General features: G+C 54.2%; 13 protein-coding genes. 7 read left to right on the plus strand and 6 right to left on the minus strand.

Going from position 1 to position 15563, the window contains the following annotated elements:
• Window positions 1-1135 (plus strand): ATP-binding protein (locus PY990_RS15590; protein ID WP_275272388.1); only part of this gene is annotated, 1135 nt, incomplete at its 5' end.
• Window positions 1136-1142: 7 nt separating this feature from the next.
• On the opposite strand, the gene PY990_RS15595 is transcribed toward PY990_RS15590, so the two are convergent.
• Window positions 1143-1499 carry an Hpt domain-containing protein gene (locus tag PY990_RS15595; RefSeq protein ID WP_275272389.1) on the minus strand — a complete coding sequence of 119 codons (357 nt, stop codon included), beginning with the start codon at window positions 1497-1499 and terminating at the stop codon, window positions 1143-1145.
• A 9-nt stretch (window positions 1500-1508) separates the two neighbouring features.
• Window positions 1509-1982, minus strand: coding sequence for an acyl-CoA thioesterase (locus tag PY990_RS15600; protein ID WP_105027716.1), 474 nt, complete (start codon window positions 1980-1982; stop codon window positions 1509-1511).
• Between the two features lie 101 nt (window positions 1983-2083).
• Between PY990_RS15600 and PY990_RS15605 the strand changes: the two genes are divergently transcribed.
• From PY990_RS15605 to PY990_RS15625, 5 genes are all read left to right on the plus strand, one after another.
• A complete protein-coding gene (locus PY990_RS15605; RefSeq protein WP_275272390.1) occupies window positions 2084-2878 on the plus strand; it encodes a YdcF family protein in 795 nt (264 codons plus the stop codon).
• Complete coding sequence (locus tag PY990_RS15610; protein ID WP_275272391.1) at window positions 2875-3906, plus strand: amino acid ABC transporter substrate-binding protein; 1032 nt, start codon at window positions 2875-2877, stop codon at window positions 3904-3906. Before PY990_RS15605 ends, PY990_RS15610 begins: the two co-directional genes overlap by 4 nt.
• A gap of 12 nt (window positions 3907-3918) precedes the next feature.
• Window positions 3919-4746: an ABC transporter permease subunit gene (locus PY990_RS15615; protein ID WP_275272392.1), complete on the plus strand. Its 828-nt coding sequence runs from the start codon at window positions 3919-3921 to the stop codon at window positions 4744-4746.
• Entirely contained in the window at window positions 4743-5741 is a 999-nt protein-coding gene (locus PY990_RS15620; RefSeq protein WP_275272393.1) for an amino acid ABC transporter permease, read from the plus strand. Before PY990_RS15615 ends, PY990_RS15620 begins: the two co-directional genes overlap by 4 nt.
• A gap of 109 nt (window positions 5742-5850) precedes the next feature.
• A complete protein-coding gene (locus PY990_RS15625) occupies window positions 5851-7134 on the plus strand; it encodes an esterase/lipase family protein (protein WP_275272394.1) in 1284 nt (427 codons plus the stop codon).
• Between the two features lie 15 nt (window positions 7135-7149).
• Here the strand turns inward: PY990_RS15625 and PY990_RS15630 are convergent, their stop codons facing one another.
• From PY990_RS15630 to PY990_RS15640, 3 genes are all read right to left on the minus strand, one after another.
• Entirely contained in the window at window positions 7150-7716 is a 567-nt protein-coding gene (locus PY990_RS15630; protein WP_275272395.1) for a hypothetical protein, read from the minus strand.
• A gap of 125 nt (window positions 7717-7841) precedes the next feature.
• Window positions 7842-10706 (minus strand): hybrid sensor histidine kinase/response regulator, encoded by a 2865-nt coding sequence (locus tag PY990_RS15635; protein WP_275272396.1) that lies wholly within the window; start codon window positions 10704-10706, stop codon window positions 7842-7844.
• A gap of 48 nt (window positions 10707-10754) precedes the next feature.
• Window positions 10755-11531, minus strand: coding sequence for a sulfite exporter TauE/SafE family protein (locus tag PY990_RS15640; protein ID WP_275272397.1), 777 nt, complete (start codon window positions 11529-11531; stop codon window positions 10755-10757).
• Window positions 11532-11647: 116 nt separating this feature from the next.
• Here PY990_RS15640 and PY990_RS15645 point away from each other — a divergent pair, with 116 nt between their 5' ends.
• Window positions 11648-12553, plus strand: a complete 906-nt coding sequence (locus PY990_RS15645; protein WP_275272398.1) for a LysR family transcriptional regulator — start codon at window positions 11648-11650, stop codon at window positions 12551-12553.
• Between the two features lie 11 nt (window positions 12554-12564).
• Here PY990_RS15645 and PY990_RS15650 read toward each other — a convergent pair.
• A partial coding sequence (locus tag PY990_RS15650; protein WP_275272399.1) for a DUF748 domain-containing protein occupies window positions 12565-15563 on the minus strand: 2999 nt, incomplete at its 5' end.

A 15563-nucleotide genomic window follows, 5' to 3' on the forward strand; every position in this document is an offset into this window, starting at 1 on the left:
CAACATGAGCCATGAAATTCGTACCCCAATGAACGGTGTGCTGGGCACGCTCAACTTGTTGCTTGACTCAGAATTGAAGCCTGAGCAATTTCAGCTTGCTGCGGCATCCAAGCGCAGTGCAGCTTCCCTGCTTAGCTTGCTGAACGACATTCTTGATATTTCAAAAGTGGAAAGCGGGCAATTGACCCTGCAGCACAGTCCGCTTGAACTTGCTGATGTACTGGCCGATGTAGAGGCTGCACTGGCTTTTGATGCCAACAGCAAAGGCATTGAATTGAAATGCCCCGCAGAGGCACTACCCAAAACCATTTACCTCGGCGATTCTGTGCGCATGCGTCAAATTTTGTTGAACCTGGTGGGCAATGCAATCAAATTTACGGAGGTAGGCCATGTGAAGGTGGTGTGTCGGGAGGTGTCCAGAACCGAGCAACAAGCCACGCTGGAATTCACGGTGGAAGACACTGGCATTGGCATAGCGCCCGAGCATCAAAAGAATCTGTTCAAGCGGTTCACACAGGTTGACAGTTCAAGCACGCGCCGTGCACAAGGTACTGGTCTTGGCCTGGCGATTGTCAAGGAGCTGGTCACGCTAATGGGTGGCAAAGTGCGCTTGCACAGTGAGCCCGGCCATGGCACTGAAATTGTGTTTTCCCTGAAACTGGGTATTCCAACCGTGGCTGCTCAAACCATGACCAATCAAGCCACCCAATCCACGCTCGCGACACAAACTGAAATACCACCCCCCGTGCAGCAATTTCATGGAACAATTCTGGTGGTGGAAGATGCACCCATGAACCAGATGGTGGTGTGCAAAGTGCTTGAGCGCCTCGGCCTTTCCAGCAAGGTGGCCAACAATGGCCAGGAAGCACTTGACCTGCTTGCGCAAGAGTCATTTGATTTGGTGTTGATGGACGGCCAAATGCCGGTGATGGACGGTTACGAGACCACCGAATTGATTCGAAGTGGTAGCGTGCCAGGTGTGAACCCAAACATACCAGTGGTCGCACTGACCGCACATGCCATGGTGGGTGAGGACAAAAAGTGCCTGAACGCTGGCATGAATGACTACCTCACCAAACCACTGGACCGCGACAAACTGATTGAAGTGTTAGGCAAGTACCTGAAAAAAGCCTGATCGAATTTCAGGCAGCTTGCATGTTTTTTCTTATGGCCAAAATGCGGCATGCAATTTCATGCAGGGAATTCAGTGTTTGAACGCAGCTGCTTGAATCGTTTTGTTTTGCTGCCTGCTCAAGCAACTGAACTTCAGGCAAAAATTTCAGTAAGCCCAGGTTTTGGGCAACACCCTTGAAGTAGTGCGCCTTGCTGGCCAAGCCCGCGTAATCACCCACGTGAACCCGGCCCAACAAGTTGGGTTGTTCAGTGGCGAATTCATCGAGAAACAAATCAAGAATTTCAAGCAACAAAGCCGAATCGCCACACAGGCGGTCCAGCGTGGTTTCCAAATCAATCTCAGTCGACAAATTGCTTAAGTCCATTGGCAGAGTTTACTTCAAATTGTTCATTCGCTCTTCATGTTCTTTGCGCAATTCCTTGCGCAATTCAGCGTTGGCATGTCGCTTCTTTTCTTCGTCGGTGCAGGGCTCCAGAGGCGGCACTTTGCCGGGTGTGCCATCGGCATTCATGGCCACCATGGTGAAAAAGCAACTGTTGGTGTGAGTGGCAATGCCTTTATGAATGTCTTCGGAAACCACTTTGATGCCTACTTCCATGGAGGTGTTGCCGGTGTAATTGACACTGGCCAAAAAAGTGACTAGTTCACCCACACGAATGGGCTGGCGAAACAACACCCTGTCCACTGAAAGCGTAACTACATACATGCCCGCATACCGGCTTGCACAGGCATAGGCCACCTGGTCAAGTAATTTCAATATATGCCCGCCGTGCACTTTGCCGCTGAAGTTGGCCATGTCGGGGGTCATCAGCACGGTCATGCTGAGTTGGTGGTTGGGAAAGGGCATGTTGGCAGGCAAGCACGAGTGATTAAAGAAAACAGTTTAACGCGCTTGTGCGCTCGGTGGCCCGTCTACAATGGGTCATGAAATAATTTGTGGAGAACGCTGTGGCCGCCGAACTGACCAAGTACGCTATTTGGCTGTTGAGCCCCCTGGGTTTGTGGGTTGTATTAAGTGCGCTAGCTGGCCTGAGTCTGTTGGGCCGCGGAAAACTACGTATTTACGCGCTTGTATTCGCTCAATTGCAATTGTTCACTTTCAGCCTACCCTGGGTCGCAGACTCCTTGTTGGGTGATCTGGAAGACGAGGCCCTTGTAATGGAAGCCAACCGACCCTTGCCCCCGAACGTGGATGCAATTGTGGTGCTGGGCGGTGGCCTGGAGGGGCGGTACGACGGTGTGCGTGCTCTGCCCGATTTGAACGACGCAGGCGACCGCGTGTGGCAAGGTGCGCGGCTGTACAAGCAAGGCGTAGCCCCACGCCTGGTGCTCAGTGGCGGACAGTTTGAGGCTGACCCGCGCAAGGAGGCGGAAGCCCCTGGCATGAAAATGTTTATGCTTGATATGGGTGTGCCCGAAAATGCTTTGCTCATTGAAGGCAACTCCCGAACCACTTTCGAGAATGCCTTGCACACGCGAGAATTACTGGGCAAGGATTCCCGAAATATTGCACTGGTGACTTCTGCATTTCACATGGGGCGTTCGGTGTTGTGGTTTGAAAAAGCGGGCTTCACCGTATACCCCGTGCGCACCGATATTCGTGTTCTGAACGAAAGCCGTGCCTTTTGGGAATGGTTGCCCAAGCCGCAGGCACTGGATGAAAGCACCATTGCGATTAAAGAATACCTGGGTCGCCTGCAACTGAAAGTAAGCGGTGCCTATGAAACAGGGGGAAGCCAGTGAAGGTACTCAAACTGTTGGCAACTGGTTTGTTGGGCTCTTTGTTTTGCTTGTTGTTAACCGGTACTGCACACGCAGGCCCAGTGCTGAATGCTATTTACAAACGCGATGCAGTGCGTTGCGGGGTGAGCAGCGGTGTGGCCGGTTTTTCTGCACTGGGTGCCGATGGTCAATGGCGTGGGCTGGATGTGGCCGTGTGCCGCGCCGTGGCCGCAGCCGTGTTGGGTAGTGCACAGAAAGTACAGTTTACGCCCTTAAGTTCGCAGCAACGCTTTGCGGCTTTGCAGGCCAATCAAATCGACATACTTTCCCGCAACACCACATGGACCTTGGGCCGCGACGCTGGCCTGAATGCGCACTTCGCCGCCATTACCTATTACGATGGCCAGGGCATTTTGATGCACAAACGCTTTGGCGTGAAAAGCGCCAAAGAATTGAAGGGCGCCGAAATTTGCGTGCAATCAGGCACCACCAATGAGAAAAACCTGAGCACTTATTTGGGCGCGCAGGGCATTACCGCCAAAGCCATTGTGTATGACAATTTTGAGGCTGCGTACAAATCCTTTTTCAGTGGCCGTTGCCAGGCTTTCTCAACCGATGTGTCGGCATTGATTGGTTTGAAAAGCAGCCAAAGCGGCCAGCCCGATGACTATGTGGTGCTGCCCGAAGTTTTTTCCAAAGAACCCTTGGGCCCTGCGGTGCTGCGTGGTGATGACGAGTTTTTTGCCATCGTGAAATGGACCGTGTTTGCCATGATTGAAGCAGAGGAACTGGGTGTTGGCAAAGCCAATATCGAACAAGCGTTGAGCAGCAGCAATCCCACTGTGCAGCGCTTGTTGGGCGGTGCAGAAAACCTGGGCAAACCACTGGGCCTGCCGCGTGACTGGGTGGTGCAAATTCTTCGGCAAGTGGGCAATTACGGTGAAGTGTTCGATGCCAATTTGGGCAAGCAATCGCCCTTGAAACTTGAACGAGGTTTGAATGCGCTGTGGACCCAAGGTGGCCTCATGTACGCCCCACCTTTGCGCTGAAGGTGTTTGCCCGTGAACTTTGAATTTCTCAATGACCCTGCCGGTTTCGGCTTGAGTGAAGGCTGGCTGCAGGTCGCATTCAGTTCACCCTACTGGCAAATACTGCTGGCGGGATTGTTCAATACCTTGAAAGTTGCCCTGCCCGCCTTGTTGCTTAGCACCGTGCTGGGCCTGTTCATTGGTCTGGGCCAATTGGCACATCACCCTTTATTAAAAGGGCTGTGCAGGGGCTACATTCACCTGTTCCGCAATGTGCCGTTGTTGCTGCAACTGTTGGCGATTTACTTTGTCATTACCCAGTTTTTACCCATCGCCAGCCAGGCTTGGTCGCTTGGTGAGCATGTGTTTTTGAGCAAAAGTGGTTTGGCGTTTCCCACGTTTTCAGAAGCGCCGGTGCGCGGGCGGTTTTCAATTGAAGGTGGCTGGGCACTAAGCCCGGAATACCTCGCTGTGTTGCTGGCGCTGGTGGTTTACACCGCCGCCTTTGTTGCTGAAATCGTGCGCGCAGGCGTGCAGGCCGTGAGGCCCGGTATGCGTCAGGGCGCGCTGGCCTTGGGTCTGAACAATGCGCAAACCACCCGCTATGTGGTGTTGCCATTGGCCTTGCGTGTGGTGGTGCCTTCGCTTTCCAACCAGTACTTGAATTTGCTGAAAAATGCGTCACTGGGTGTGGCGGTGGGTTACCCGGAATTGGTGTCGGTGGCCAACACGGCGATTAACCAAAGCGGAAAAGCGGTGGAATGCGTGCTCATTATTCTGATCACCTATGCGTTGCTCAGCGCCGTGGCTGCTGGCTTGATGAATGCGCTGAACACGCGCGTCAACAGGGGGGCTTTGTGAACACTAACCTGTTGCTTCATCGCTTTTTTAATGGTTTTTTGTGGCTTGCCTTGCCATTGCTGTTGGCCCCGGTGGCTTGGGCGCTGGTGGACTGGGCTGTGTTCAGCGCTGTGTTTAGCCCCGATTTGCAAGCGTGCCAACAGGCCGCCGGGCAGGGTGCCTGCTGGGGGGTTGTGGCTGAAAAGTGGCGCATTATTTTGTTTGGCCGCTACCCGCTTGAAGAACAATGGCGCGCGGGAATCGTGTTGTTGTTGTGGTCTGTGTTGCTGTTTGCCACGGCAGCACGGGTGTTTAAAAGTAAAACCGCTTTTTCGCTTTGGGCTTTGTTGTTACCTGCCAGTGCGGCGTTGCTGCACGGTGGTGTTGCCGCCCTACCCACAGTGCCCACCAACCTGTGGGGCGGCCTGCCGCTCACGCTGATTTTAAGCACTGTGGGCTTTGCCATGGCCCTGCCACTGGCCGTGCTGCTGGCCTTGGGGCGGCAATCGGCAGTTGCCCCATTGCGCCGGTTTTGTATCGCTTACATTGAATTGTTGCGGGCCTTACCTTTGGTCACAGTGCTGTTTCTCGCTGCCTTTGTGTTGCCCCTGTGGTTGCCTGGTGAGGGTCTGGACCTGTTCACCCGTGTGTTGCTAACAATTTCATTGTTCAGCGCCGCCTATTTGGCAGAAGTGCTACGCGGTGGCTTGCAGGCCGTGCCACAAGGCCAAGGGCAGGCGGCCAAGGCCCTGGGTTTGAATGTGATTCAACGCAATGTGCATGTGGTGTTGCCGCAGGCGATTCAAGCCTGTTTGCCCAGCCTTACCAACAGTTTTGTTACCCTGTTCAAGGAATGTTCACTGGTCACGATTGTGGCCTTGTTTGAATTGACCGGTGCCCTTAGCCTGGCACTGGCTGGGGACGTGCAGTGGCGCAGCTTTTACCTGGAGGGATACTTGTTCATTGGCCTGGTGTACTGGGCCTATTGCTTTGGTTTGTCGAAAACGGTCAAATAGAAATCGACAGTTGCTGACTAGAGTGGAATTTCTAGCGCAGCAAAACAATTAAGTGTACATTTGTACACTAATAAAAACACACTGTCGAATTCCAATTCGGAGACACCGCATGAGCAAAAAAGAAGAACCCAGCACCGGCGAGAAACTGGAAGGCACCCTGATGTTTGTGGGTGACACTATTGCGCAGGCCGCTACACGGGTGCATGAATTTCACCGCGCCATCAGCGACATGCCATTCAAGGCGGTGGGTGCCGCCACGCTCAATGCCAGCAAACCTGTTGAATCGGTTCACAACGAAATTACTGATTTGGTTTACGGCGCCGTTCGCGAAGCAGGCAAAGGCGTATTTTCGGGTGCAGCCTGGGTGGTTCGGCAAGCCAACCAAAGCCTGGCCTCGCCTCAGGTGATTGACCAGGCCATGGGCGGCGAACTCATGGATGATGTGGACCACCTGCCTGTACCCGCCATGCCGAATGCGAAAACCGACAAACGGGTGTCGGCGATTTCCAGCGCGATCAACGGTGTGTTTGGCGACCATTTGGCCGCCACGCGCAACCCCATGCAAGTGCACATGAATCTGTATGCCAACGGCCAGCTTTTGCAGGCCGACCAGGCTGCATTGATGGCGCAGTTTCCCGACGCTCAAAACCACCTTGTTATTTTCGTACACGGCCTGTGTTGCAACGAAGACAGCTGGCAGATGTACTACAACCCCAGTGAGCCAGCCACCCGCCCTTATGGTGACAAGCTGCAAGATGATTTTCCTGTTACCGCGCTTTACCTGCGCTACAACACCGGCCGCAACATTGATTCCAATGCCCGGCAATTCAAGCGCATGTTGAACAAGCTGGTGCGCAATTGGCCTGTGGCTGTTGAGGGAATTACCCTGGTGGGGCATAGCATGGGTGGTTTGGTCAGCCGCGCGGTCGTTGAAGCATTGACCGACGACGACATTATTTTAAAACGCGCCATTCGCGATGTGGTGTGTTTGGGATCACCCCACGCCGGCGCACCGCTTGCGCGACTTGCGGCGGCGGGTGAGCAATTATTCAGCAAGTTTGAATTGGCCAGGCCAATTGGCCGTGTGCTGGGAGTGCGTTCACGCGGCATTCGTGATTTGGATCATGGCCTGGGTGCTTTGCAAACCCGCGATGGTCAGCAAGTGATGTTTCATCTGATCGGATCAACGATAGGTGACCATACTTCCTCTTGGTTGAACACCACGGTAGGAGACGGTTTGGTCACACCCGATTCTGCTCTAGCCGACGACACTGGCAAAGCACAACGCGTGACCTTCGCGCAAAAGCACCACATGACGTTGCTGAACGATCCCGATGTGTTTCTTGAACTGAAAATGGTATTGCGCCAACACCTGCGCCCGCGCTTGGTGTGAAACCTGGCGGCGCGATTAAAAGTTGTATGTGGAAGTTTTGCTTTCCTGCAAAAACACGCGCTGCGTGGTGAGCAAGTAGTTCACCAACAGGTCGGCGTAGGTGCGCTTGAATTTCGATTCGCGCATGCCTGTTTCAACCAGGTTCAGGCCGTAGTACTTTAAAGCCAGGTGGGCTTGCTGGCATTCTTTGGTCCAGCAATCCAGTGGCTCCAGAATTTGATTCACCGCATCCTGAAAACCAGTGGTGAAATTCAGGAAGTCTGCTTCGTTCATGTCTTCAACCAGTTCCAGCGCATTGTGCTCTGCGTGCATGTGCTGTGCATGTGCACCATTGCGTGGTCGGGTTTGAAATACATTCAGAAACTGAAACAGCAGCGGCTCAGGCAAATGCGAGCTGGGTACACCGTACAGCAACTGCACACGGCTTAAGTCGATTTGCAGTTGCATGGCAAACAGGCCGCTGACGTTGCGAGAACTCAATGCCCAGCAAGCACCCAGCGTTTCAAAAAACACCTCACGCTCGAAGGAATATTTTTTGTAAGGGCTGCTGTGCAACACTTGGTAGGGTGCTCGAATGGTCATGCTGAATCCAGTGCTTTGCCGTTCATCGTGTAAGTATTGTCGACTGCATTACCGAGGTGTGGCATCGCATAGGTGAGGGTTCACCGTTTGCGGGGAGGTTCACCATTTCAGGGGGTAGGTTTCCCCTATGTGGGGGTGGCTTTCTCAGTCAGTTCAGAATACTTCTTCACCAAAGCAGGCCACACGGTTCGGATCTGGTCCAACACTTCTTTGGCATCGATGGTTTGGTTGTTCAAGCCTTGCTCAAAATCCCGAAATACATGGTGCAAAGCCTGTTCGCCCAACAAGGCCAGCAGGCTGACCATGGAATGTATTTCTCGCGCGAAGGCGGCTTCATTCAGCTGATCCAGGTGGCCCCTCAGCTTGGCAGGCAGGTCGGCACAGTGTTCCATGAACAAATTGGGCAGAGCAGGTGGTGTTGTAATTTGCTGCGCAGGGTGCGAAGGTGAAGGTGTTTCGGCGTGCAACAGGTCGGCCAGGGTGGCGTACAGCACGCGGGCTTCCACGGGCTTGGTGATAAAATCATCCATGCCCAAATCCAGACAACGGTTACGTATTTCCGAGAAGGCATGCCCGGTCAGACCCACCAGGGGGGTGTCCATCCAGCGGGTTTGGTCGCGCAGCCAGGCTGTGAATTCATAGCCGTCCATCACCGGCATTTCAAGGTCGGTAACGATGACGTCAAAGTGTGGGGCATCGTCGGGATCCAGCAATTCCACTGCCTCCTGGCCGTGCTCGCAGAGAGTAACCTGCATGCCTGCCGCTTTCAGGTACGAGCTCACCAGTTCCTGGTTAACCGGGTGGTCTTCCAGTACCAGGGCACTTTTTCCGTGCAAGGCCTCAGGATACTCCCGGGTTGAATCGGGCTGTGGAAAGGTGGGTAAATCAAGGCGCGGCGCGGCGCAAATGTCTTGCATCAACACCGGGTGTGCCAGGTGTATCAGTTGTTTGGTGAGTTCCGAGGGCAATAGTTGCAGCAGAGCACTGTCGGCTGAAAGCAGGTCACGGTCAATGGCCACCACGCGCAAGGCCGGGTTGCTTAAGTGCTCTAGCAATTCGGTTGGCAGGGGCTCGCTGGGGTCGAGTAAATCCGATTGCAGCAAGGCCCAGTCGCAGGTGTTCTCGTTCAGGTGCCGTATGCACTGCCCCAGGGTACTTACCAGTGTGGCTTGCATGCCTGTGGCATTCAACACCGACATGACGCAGTCGGCGACAGGCCCCGGCTGGTGCAACAACACACCATTCTGGTAACCCAAGGGTAGAGGTTCAATCAAAATATCGCTGTCATAGACCACGGGTACAGAGAACCAGAAACAACTGCCTACACCCGGAATGCTTTCGACTGAAATTTGGCCGCCCATGCGAATCACCAGCTCGCGGGCAATGCTCAAACCCAGGCCCGTGCCACCATACACACGGCTTACGCTTGAATCGCCTTGCGCAAACTGTTCAAAAATTCGCTCAACTTGTGACTTGCTCAAACCCGAGCCGGTGTCGTGGACTTCAATTCTCAAATCAAGTCCACTGTCTGAACGGGTTTGCAGTTTTGAAAACACACGCACCGAACCGCTTTCCGTAAATTTCACTGCATTGCTTAGCAGGTTGCTCAGCACCTGCCGCAGTCGTGAAGGGTCGCCCACCAGGCGCTGGCCCAACTGGTTTGAATGCCCGGGCGCAACCTCGTTCAACAGCATCAGTTTGCGGCTGGCTGCCTGGCTTTGCACCGCGAGAAATGAATTCGCCAGTACTTCATCCAGAGTGAACGGAATGTGCTCGAATTCCACCATGCCAGCCTCGGCCTTGGAGTAATCCAGAATGTCGTTGAGCAAACCCAGCAGCGATTTCGCGGCGTCCTGTACTTTTAGGAGGTAGTTGCGTTCCTGCTCGGGCAGATCCGATTTGAGCGTGAGCGCGGTCATGCCCAATATGGCATTCATAGGTGTTCGGATTTCATGGCTCATATTGGCCAGCAACATGCCGCGTGCTTCCACCTGTGCCTCGGCCCGTTCGCGGCCCATTTTTGCTTCAAAGGCAATCAATTCAGCTGACCTTGCTGCCTCGCCCTGTTCCAATTCCCGCTTGAATGAACCTATCATCAGGGCAAAGCCCTTCACAAGGTTGCTCATTTCGGTGACAAATCGGGGATTGGGCAGACTGATGTTGTAATTGCCCTGAGCAATTTGTTTGCTCACCTTGTTCAGTTCACGCAGCGGTGCCACCACGAAGCGTTGCAACACGGCCAGGCCCACAAGGGCCATCAGGGTGACCAGCAAGCCCAGGTAAAGGTCGAAATTCGCAGTGGCTTTGATGTTGTCGGCCTGCGCGGCAAGCACGGTTTGAAAGCCCAGTTCAACTGCGCGAATTCGGCCTTGAATTTCAGCGCGAATGGCATTGCTCAAGCCCAGGTATTCTTCGGAGAACAGCATTTGAATGGCCAGGTCGTCACGCACAGGCGCTTCCGATACATACTTGCTCGCATCTGGGTCGTACAAGCCTTGGGTCAAGGCAAACACAATTTGTTCGCGTTCGCGCAAGCGTTTGCTTAAGTTCAAAATGTTCTCGACCGATTCTTTTATATCGCCACTCAGGTTGGGCGCAACATTTTGTGGAGCAAACAGGCGGCTTTCTAGAGTTTCACCTTTGGCGGGCACCAGGGGTACGGCTTCAGTGTTGCCGGCAATCAGCTTGCTCCAGTACACATTGTCGACAGGCTGGGCATATTTGCGCGCGCCTGCGTGGGCGTCCAGCAGCTCGTAATAATTCACCAAGTGTTGGCTGTTTTTGCTCACCACAAAAGCGGCCACCAGGGTTTGCAGTGCATCGAATTCGGATTGCAGCAAGCGCAATTCATTGATGGCATTCAAGCGGGCGGTGAGCAGCGCTGTCTGCGACGTTTGCAGCTGGTCCGCCCGTTCGCCCATCCACACATTGGAGGCCAGGCCGAGCAAAGTGGCAAACAAGACAAAACGAAACAGGGCTGCCAGCTTCATCAGGCAAAAAGGCGAGTGTGGACAAGCCCCTATTCTTACCGGAAAAGCTTAGTGCGTGTGCAGTGATTGCAAAATGAGCCAGAAAGCGGCAATGATCATGACCGCCGCAAAACTTCGGCGCAGGGCATTTTCAGGAAGGTAGTGGGCTATGGCCACACCCGCCGACACGGTAAACAACCCGCCAAAAGCCAGAGGCAAGCCCAATTCCCAGTTCACGCGGTGGGCATTGGCGTAAGTGCTCAGTGCCATCACCGAGCTGGGGGCCACCAAGGCCAGCGACAAAGCCTGTGCTGTGGTTTGTGTGTGTTTGAACACTGTGGTTAACATGGGTGTGGCCACCAGGCCGCCCCCCATGCCCAGCAGACCCATGCTGGTGCCACCCAATACGCCGACTATGGGCATGGTGGCTGTGCGGGGCTGATCGCTGTTGTTTGAATTGGCGCTGGGGTTTTTTCGCAGCAGCAGCATGCGCAGGCCCACCACCAAGATGAACAGGTTGAATATCCAGTGCAGTATGTCTTGATCAAGGCGCACGGCCAGTTTGGCGGTTAACCAGGTGGTTGCAGTGGCGGTGATGCCAATGGCAGCCACAGCCAGCCAGGGTAGCTTGTGATGCTGGTTGTAACGCCACCAGCCAATCAGCAAATTGGGCACCATCAGTACCAGTGCGGTGCCTTGGGCCAGGGCCTGGTCCATGCCAAACCCGATAATAAAAAGCGGGACGGCAATAATGCCGCCCCCGATACCAAACAGCCCACCGAAGAAACCCAAAGCCGCGCCCAACGACAAAACAAGGAGCAAATCAGGAAGAGCGAGCCAAGACATGGGTGGTGTGCTGTAGATGTGGAAGCGCTCAGTGTATTCGTTATAAAAATATCTACAATGATTCAATATTTAAAATATTATTAACAAATACGCACGAATCCTTGTTGGGGCAAGTTTTGAAGCAATTGTCTGATCTCGCTTTTTTCAGTGAACTGGTGCGCCATGAAAGCCTGGCTAGCGCTGCCATGGCCTTTGATGTCACACCACCTGCTGTTAGCCGCCGCCTGGCGGCACTGGAGAAAAGGCTGGGCGTTCGCCTGCTTCACCGCAGCACACGGCGCATTGGTTTAAGTGCTGAAGGTGAACGTTACCTGGCGGAGGGCGCCAATATTCTTCGCCAAATCGATGTGTTGGAGGCCACTTTGCGTGCCGGGCAAGACACCCCGCGTGGTCTGCTTCGTGTCAACGCCAGCCTGGGTTTTGGCCGTAAGCATGTGGCCAACGTGGTGTCGGCCTACCATGCAGAATTCCCGGCGGTGGAAGTGATTCTTGAACTGACGGACCACCCGATTGATTTGATTGAGGGCGGTTTCGACTTGTCGGTGCGCTTTGGCGAGCCGCCTGACCAAAGGCTGATTGCCCAAAAGTTGGCCAGTAACCGGCGCATATTGTGTGCAGCGCCTTCCTATTTGGCTGCGGCGGGTGAGTTGACCACACCGGGCGATTTAACCCGACACGACTGCCTGGTGATTCGGCAAGAGAACCACACGTTCAACAATTGGCAGTTGCGCAACGGCAAGCAGGAAACCACCGTGAAAGTGCACGGGCCCGTGAGTTCAAATGACGGTGATGTGTCTGTGCAATGGGCCTTGCAGGGCAAGGGTGTACTGCTGCGTTCCGAATGGGACATTCAGCAGGAACTGAAGACCGGCGCGTTGGTGCGTGTTTTGCCTGACTGGGCGGGTGCACCAGCCGATATCTTCGCCGTGTGCCCCTACGCCAACCCCATGCCCGCCAAGACTCGCGAATTTATTCGCGTAACCCGCGAGGTGTTGGCCAGCCAAGCGGGGTTTATTGTTTAGTTTTTAGCTGCTCACTTGTTCACAGCCACACCCAATTCCATCGGCACGGTTTTGTCGTCATTGGCTTTGGTTTCTTTGGGCGCGTCGGTTTTCACACGCTCGGCGGGCACACCCGCTGAAGTCAGCCCAGTGCTTACCAATTGCTGGCGTTGTGTGGCCAAGGCCTGCAGTTGTGCAGTGCTCACTTCCTCTGAGTCTTGCAGCTTTTGCGCAAGCACTGCATAGAAGTTTTTGCCTTTCAGTGCGTTGACTTCCGCATCGCTCAGCTCGCGCGTGTCTTTGAACAAATTCGTAATTTGCCCCAAGGCTTTGCCCGCAACACCTTGTTCAAGCTGGCCGGGGTTGGCTTTTCTAAAGCCAGTTTTCATCGAGGCCAGTTCACCGCCACTGAAACGTTTTTCAAACAGCGCTTCAATTGCTTTTTGGGTGGCCTCGTTGTTCAAGGCCAGTGGGCCGGGGTTTTCACCGGGCTGCAATTTTTCGCCCGCTTGCGTGGCCACAGCGCGGCGCATTTGCAAGTTTTGAATGGCGGTTTTGTCGGCAGGTGCCCAAGTGCCTTGCACGGTTAAAGCCAGGTTGGGGCGGGTGGTCAGTGCTTCGCCCAGCTTTTTCAAACCCTCGCGTTGTGAGGGGCTCAGCGTATTGGCCCCAGCGGTGAATTCAATTTTGCCCAGCTCATCTGAATCGCCGCCGCCAAACAAGGCACCCAAGGCCCGGAAGGGTGCAGTCACAATTTTCGTGAGCACATTGCCAATGGCTTTCCACACGATGGCGCCGTAGCTGAACTGCGGGTCGTTCAAGTCGCCTGTAATGGGTAGGCCCAAATCGATACGGCCGTTGCTGTCCTCAAGAATCGCGATGGCCAATTCCAGGGGCAGGTCGCGACCTTGCGGGCTTTGCACACGCTCGCCCAATTTAAGTTTGTCGACAATCACCTGGTTGCTGCTGTTGAGCTGCTGGTTTTCAATGTTGTACACCAGGTTCAGCGACAATTTGCCCGACTCAATTTTGCGGTTGGCAAATGTGCCGGAATAAGGCGTTAAATTGCGCATTTCCACATTGCTGAATTTCACGGCAATGTCCATGAAGGCTGTGGGGTCCAACAGGTTGATGGTGCCTTGCGCATCGGCTTCACCAAACTCATCCACTGCGCCTTTCAATGCCAGTTCTCCGCGCGTTCCCGGCTTGTTCGACAAGCCGTTCACCACGCCTTCCAGGCTGTGAATGCGCGTACCAAACGGGATGAACAGCGATTCATCGGCAAAGTCCAGTTCACTGTCAGCAATGCTGAAGCGATCAATGTTGACTGCAAACGCGGGGGATGCATTCGCGGCTGGTTTTGCAGGTTCAGCTTGTTGCTGCGTGGCTGTTGACTGTTCTTCCATGTTCACCAGAATTCGGCTGATGTTGGTTGATTTGTCTTTCGCAATCAGCAGCGCTGTATCCAGGCCTTCAAGTGTCAGGCGTTGAATATTCAAGCCTTGGGCATTGACACGCAGGCCGGGGGTGAACAGCTTTTTGAATTCGAAAAACGAATTGTTGGTGCCCGCTTCGTTCAGACGCAAGCCTGCCACAGTCAGGCTGCCGGCATAGCCTTGTTCCTTCGCGTTGTAGGTGGCTTTGCCTTTGGAATAAATGGCACCGCTGACCAGGTTCAGTTTGGCAAATTGGCCAATGAAAGGCTGTGCAGGTTTCAAGGCCAGCGCATTCACCTCCACGTTCATTTGAGTGGCTGCGGTGCTGGGGTTGATGTCGCCATTCACAGCGATGCTTCCGCCACTGGCCACATTCAGGCTGGCTTTCAGTGGCAGGGTTTTGGAAAGGTCTTGAGTAACACCATTCGTGGACACTGCAATATTGTTCAAGCCAATATTCAGCGCAGGGCTCACTGTTTGGTCTTCCATGCTGGCGTTAATGCCAGAAACATCGATGGTATTGACGGCGTAGGTCCAAGGTTTTGCAGGTGCTTCGTCGCTTGTTTCAGGCGTGTTCTTATCCGCTGGTTTTTTGGCAGGAATCCAGTCGTTGATCGCCGCCATCAAATCGAGTTCGCCCTGAGCGTTGCGTTTCACATTGACAACGCCACCTTTCACCGTGGCGGCGTTAACCTCTGCATGCTGCTCGGCAAGGTCTACGAGGATAGGGCCAACTTCAATCGTATCCAGACCAATCGCCTTGGCCTTGCTGCCATGGTTTAACTGAAGGCCAGCCAGCACAATTCCGGCAAGTTCAGCTTTGTTGGCTTGCAAATCAAAGCTGGCGTTGTTGATGTTCAGTTTGCTGAATTGGGCAGCAGCACTGGCACTCTGTGGCTTGGCGGCCATGCTGAATTCACGCACTTCTGCGTTGATGTTGTTGATCAGCACTTTGGATTGCGCAGCTTGATTGGCTTGGGGAGCATCATCGGCGTGGGCGGTTTCATCGGCCTGCGATGTGGCTGCTGCTTCCTTCAGGTTCACATCAAAGTTCAAGGCCAGATCGGCGCTGCCGGCGGGAGGTGCTGTGGGCAAAAGCGGTGCCAATAGGGGTTCAAGTTTGGCAATGTTCAAACCAGTCAGCGAGAACTCACCCGTGGCTGAGGGGTCGGCCAGCTGAATTTGTGCGCGTAGTTTCAGTTCGGCGTCCAGCCCTGTCACGGCATTCAATACAAAGTCGCCGTCGGTTTCGGAACGGGTGGCCAAGTCGCGCAGCTCCAGGTTCAGTGGTGCAAAGCGGGTTTTCAGGCCATCGGGTTTGCGGCGGTCTTCAAAATCAACTGCCGCCTCGCTGATCAACAAATGGCTTAACAAAAACGCGGGCGGCTCGGTGTTTTCCTCTTCAGGCTCTTCGGTTTTGAAAGCATCCAAAAGCGCGGTGAAGTTGTTCTTCCCCTCGGGCAGCAACGCCACATTCAAGTTCAGGTTTTTCAGGTCAATTTGATCCAGCGCTACAAGGCCAGTGAACAGGTCCGTACCGGAAACGTCTACAAACAGGTGATCAAACGCCACCAGCTGCTCGCCCTCGGGCGTGG

Source organism: Limnobacter olei, from assembly GCF_029087225.1.
Classification (GTDB): domain Bacteria; phylum Pseudomonadota; class Gammaproteobacteria; order Burkholderiales; family Burkholderiaceae_B; genus Limnobacter; species Limnobacter olei.

Coding starts and splice junctions, on each gene's coding strand:
- PY990_RS15630 (WP_275272395.1), bottom strand. CDS start 7,716: ATGACCATTCGAGCACCCTACCAAGTGTTGCACAGCAGCCCTTACAAA.
- PY990_RS15595 (WP_275272389.1), bottom strand. CDS start 1,499: ATGGACTTAAGCAATTTGTCGACTGAGATTGATTTGGAAACCACGCTG.
- PY990_RS15600 (WP_105027716.1), bottom strand. CDS start 1,982: ATGCCCTTTCCCAACCACCAACTCAGCATGACCGTGCTGATGACCCCC.
- PY990_RS15635 (WP_275272396.1), bottom strand. CDS start 10,706: ATGAAGCTGGCAGCCCTGTTTCGTTTTGTCTTGTTTGCCACTTTGCTC.
- PY990_RS15625 (WP_275272394.1), top strand. CDS start 5,851: ATGAGCAAAAAAGAAGAACCCAGCACCGGCGAGAAACTGGAAGGCACC.
- PY990_RS15640 (WP_275272397.1), bottom strand. CDS start 11,531: ATGTCTTGGCTCGCTCTTCCTGATTTGCTCCTTGTTTTGTCGTTGGGC.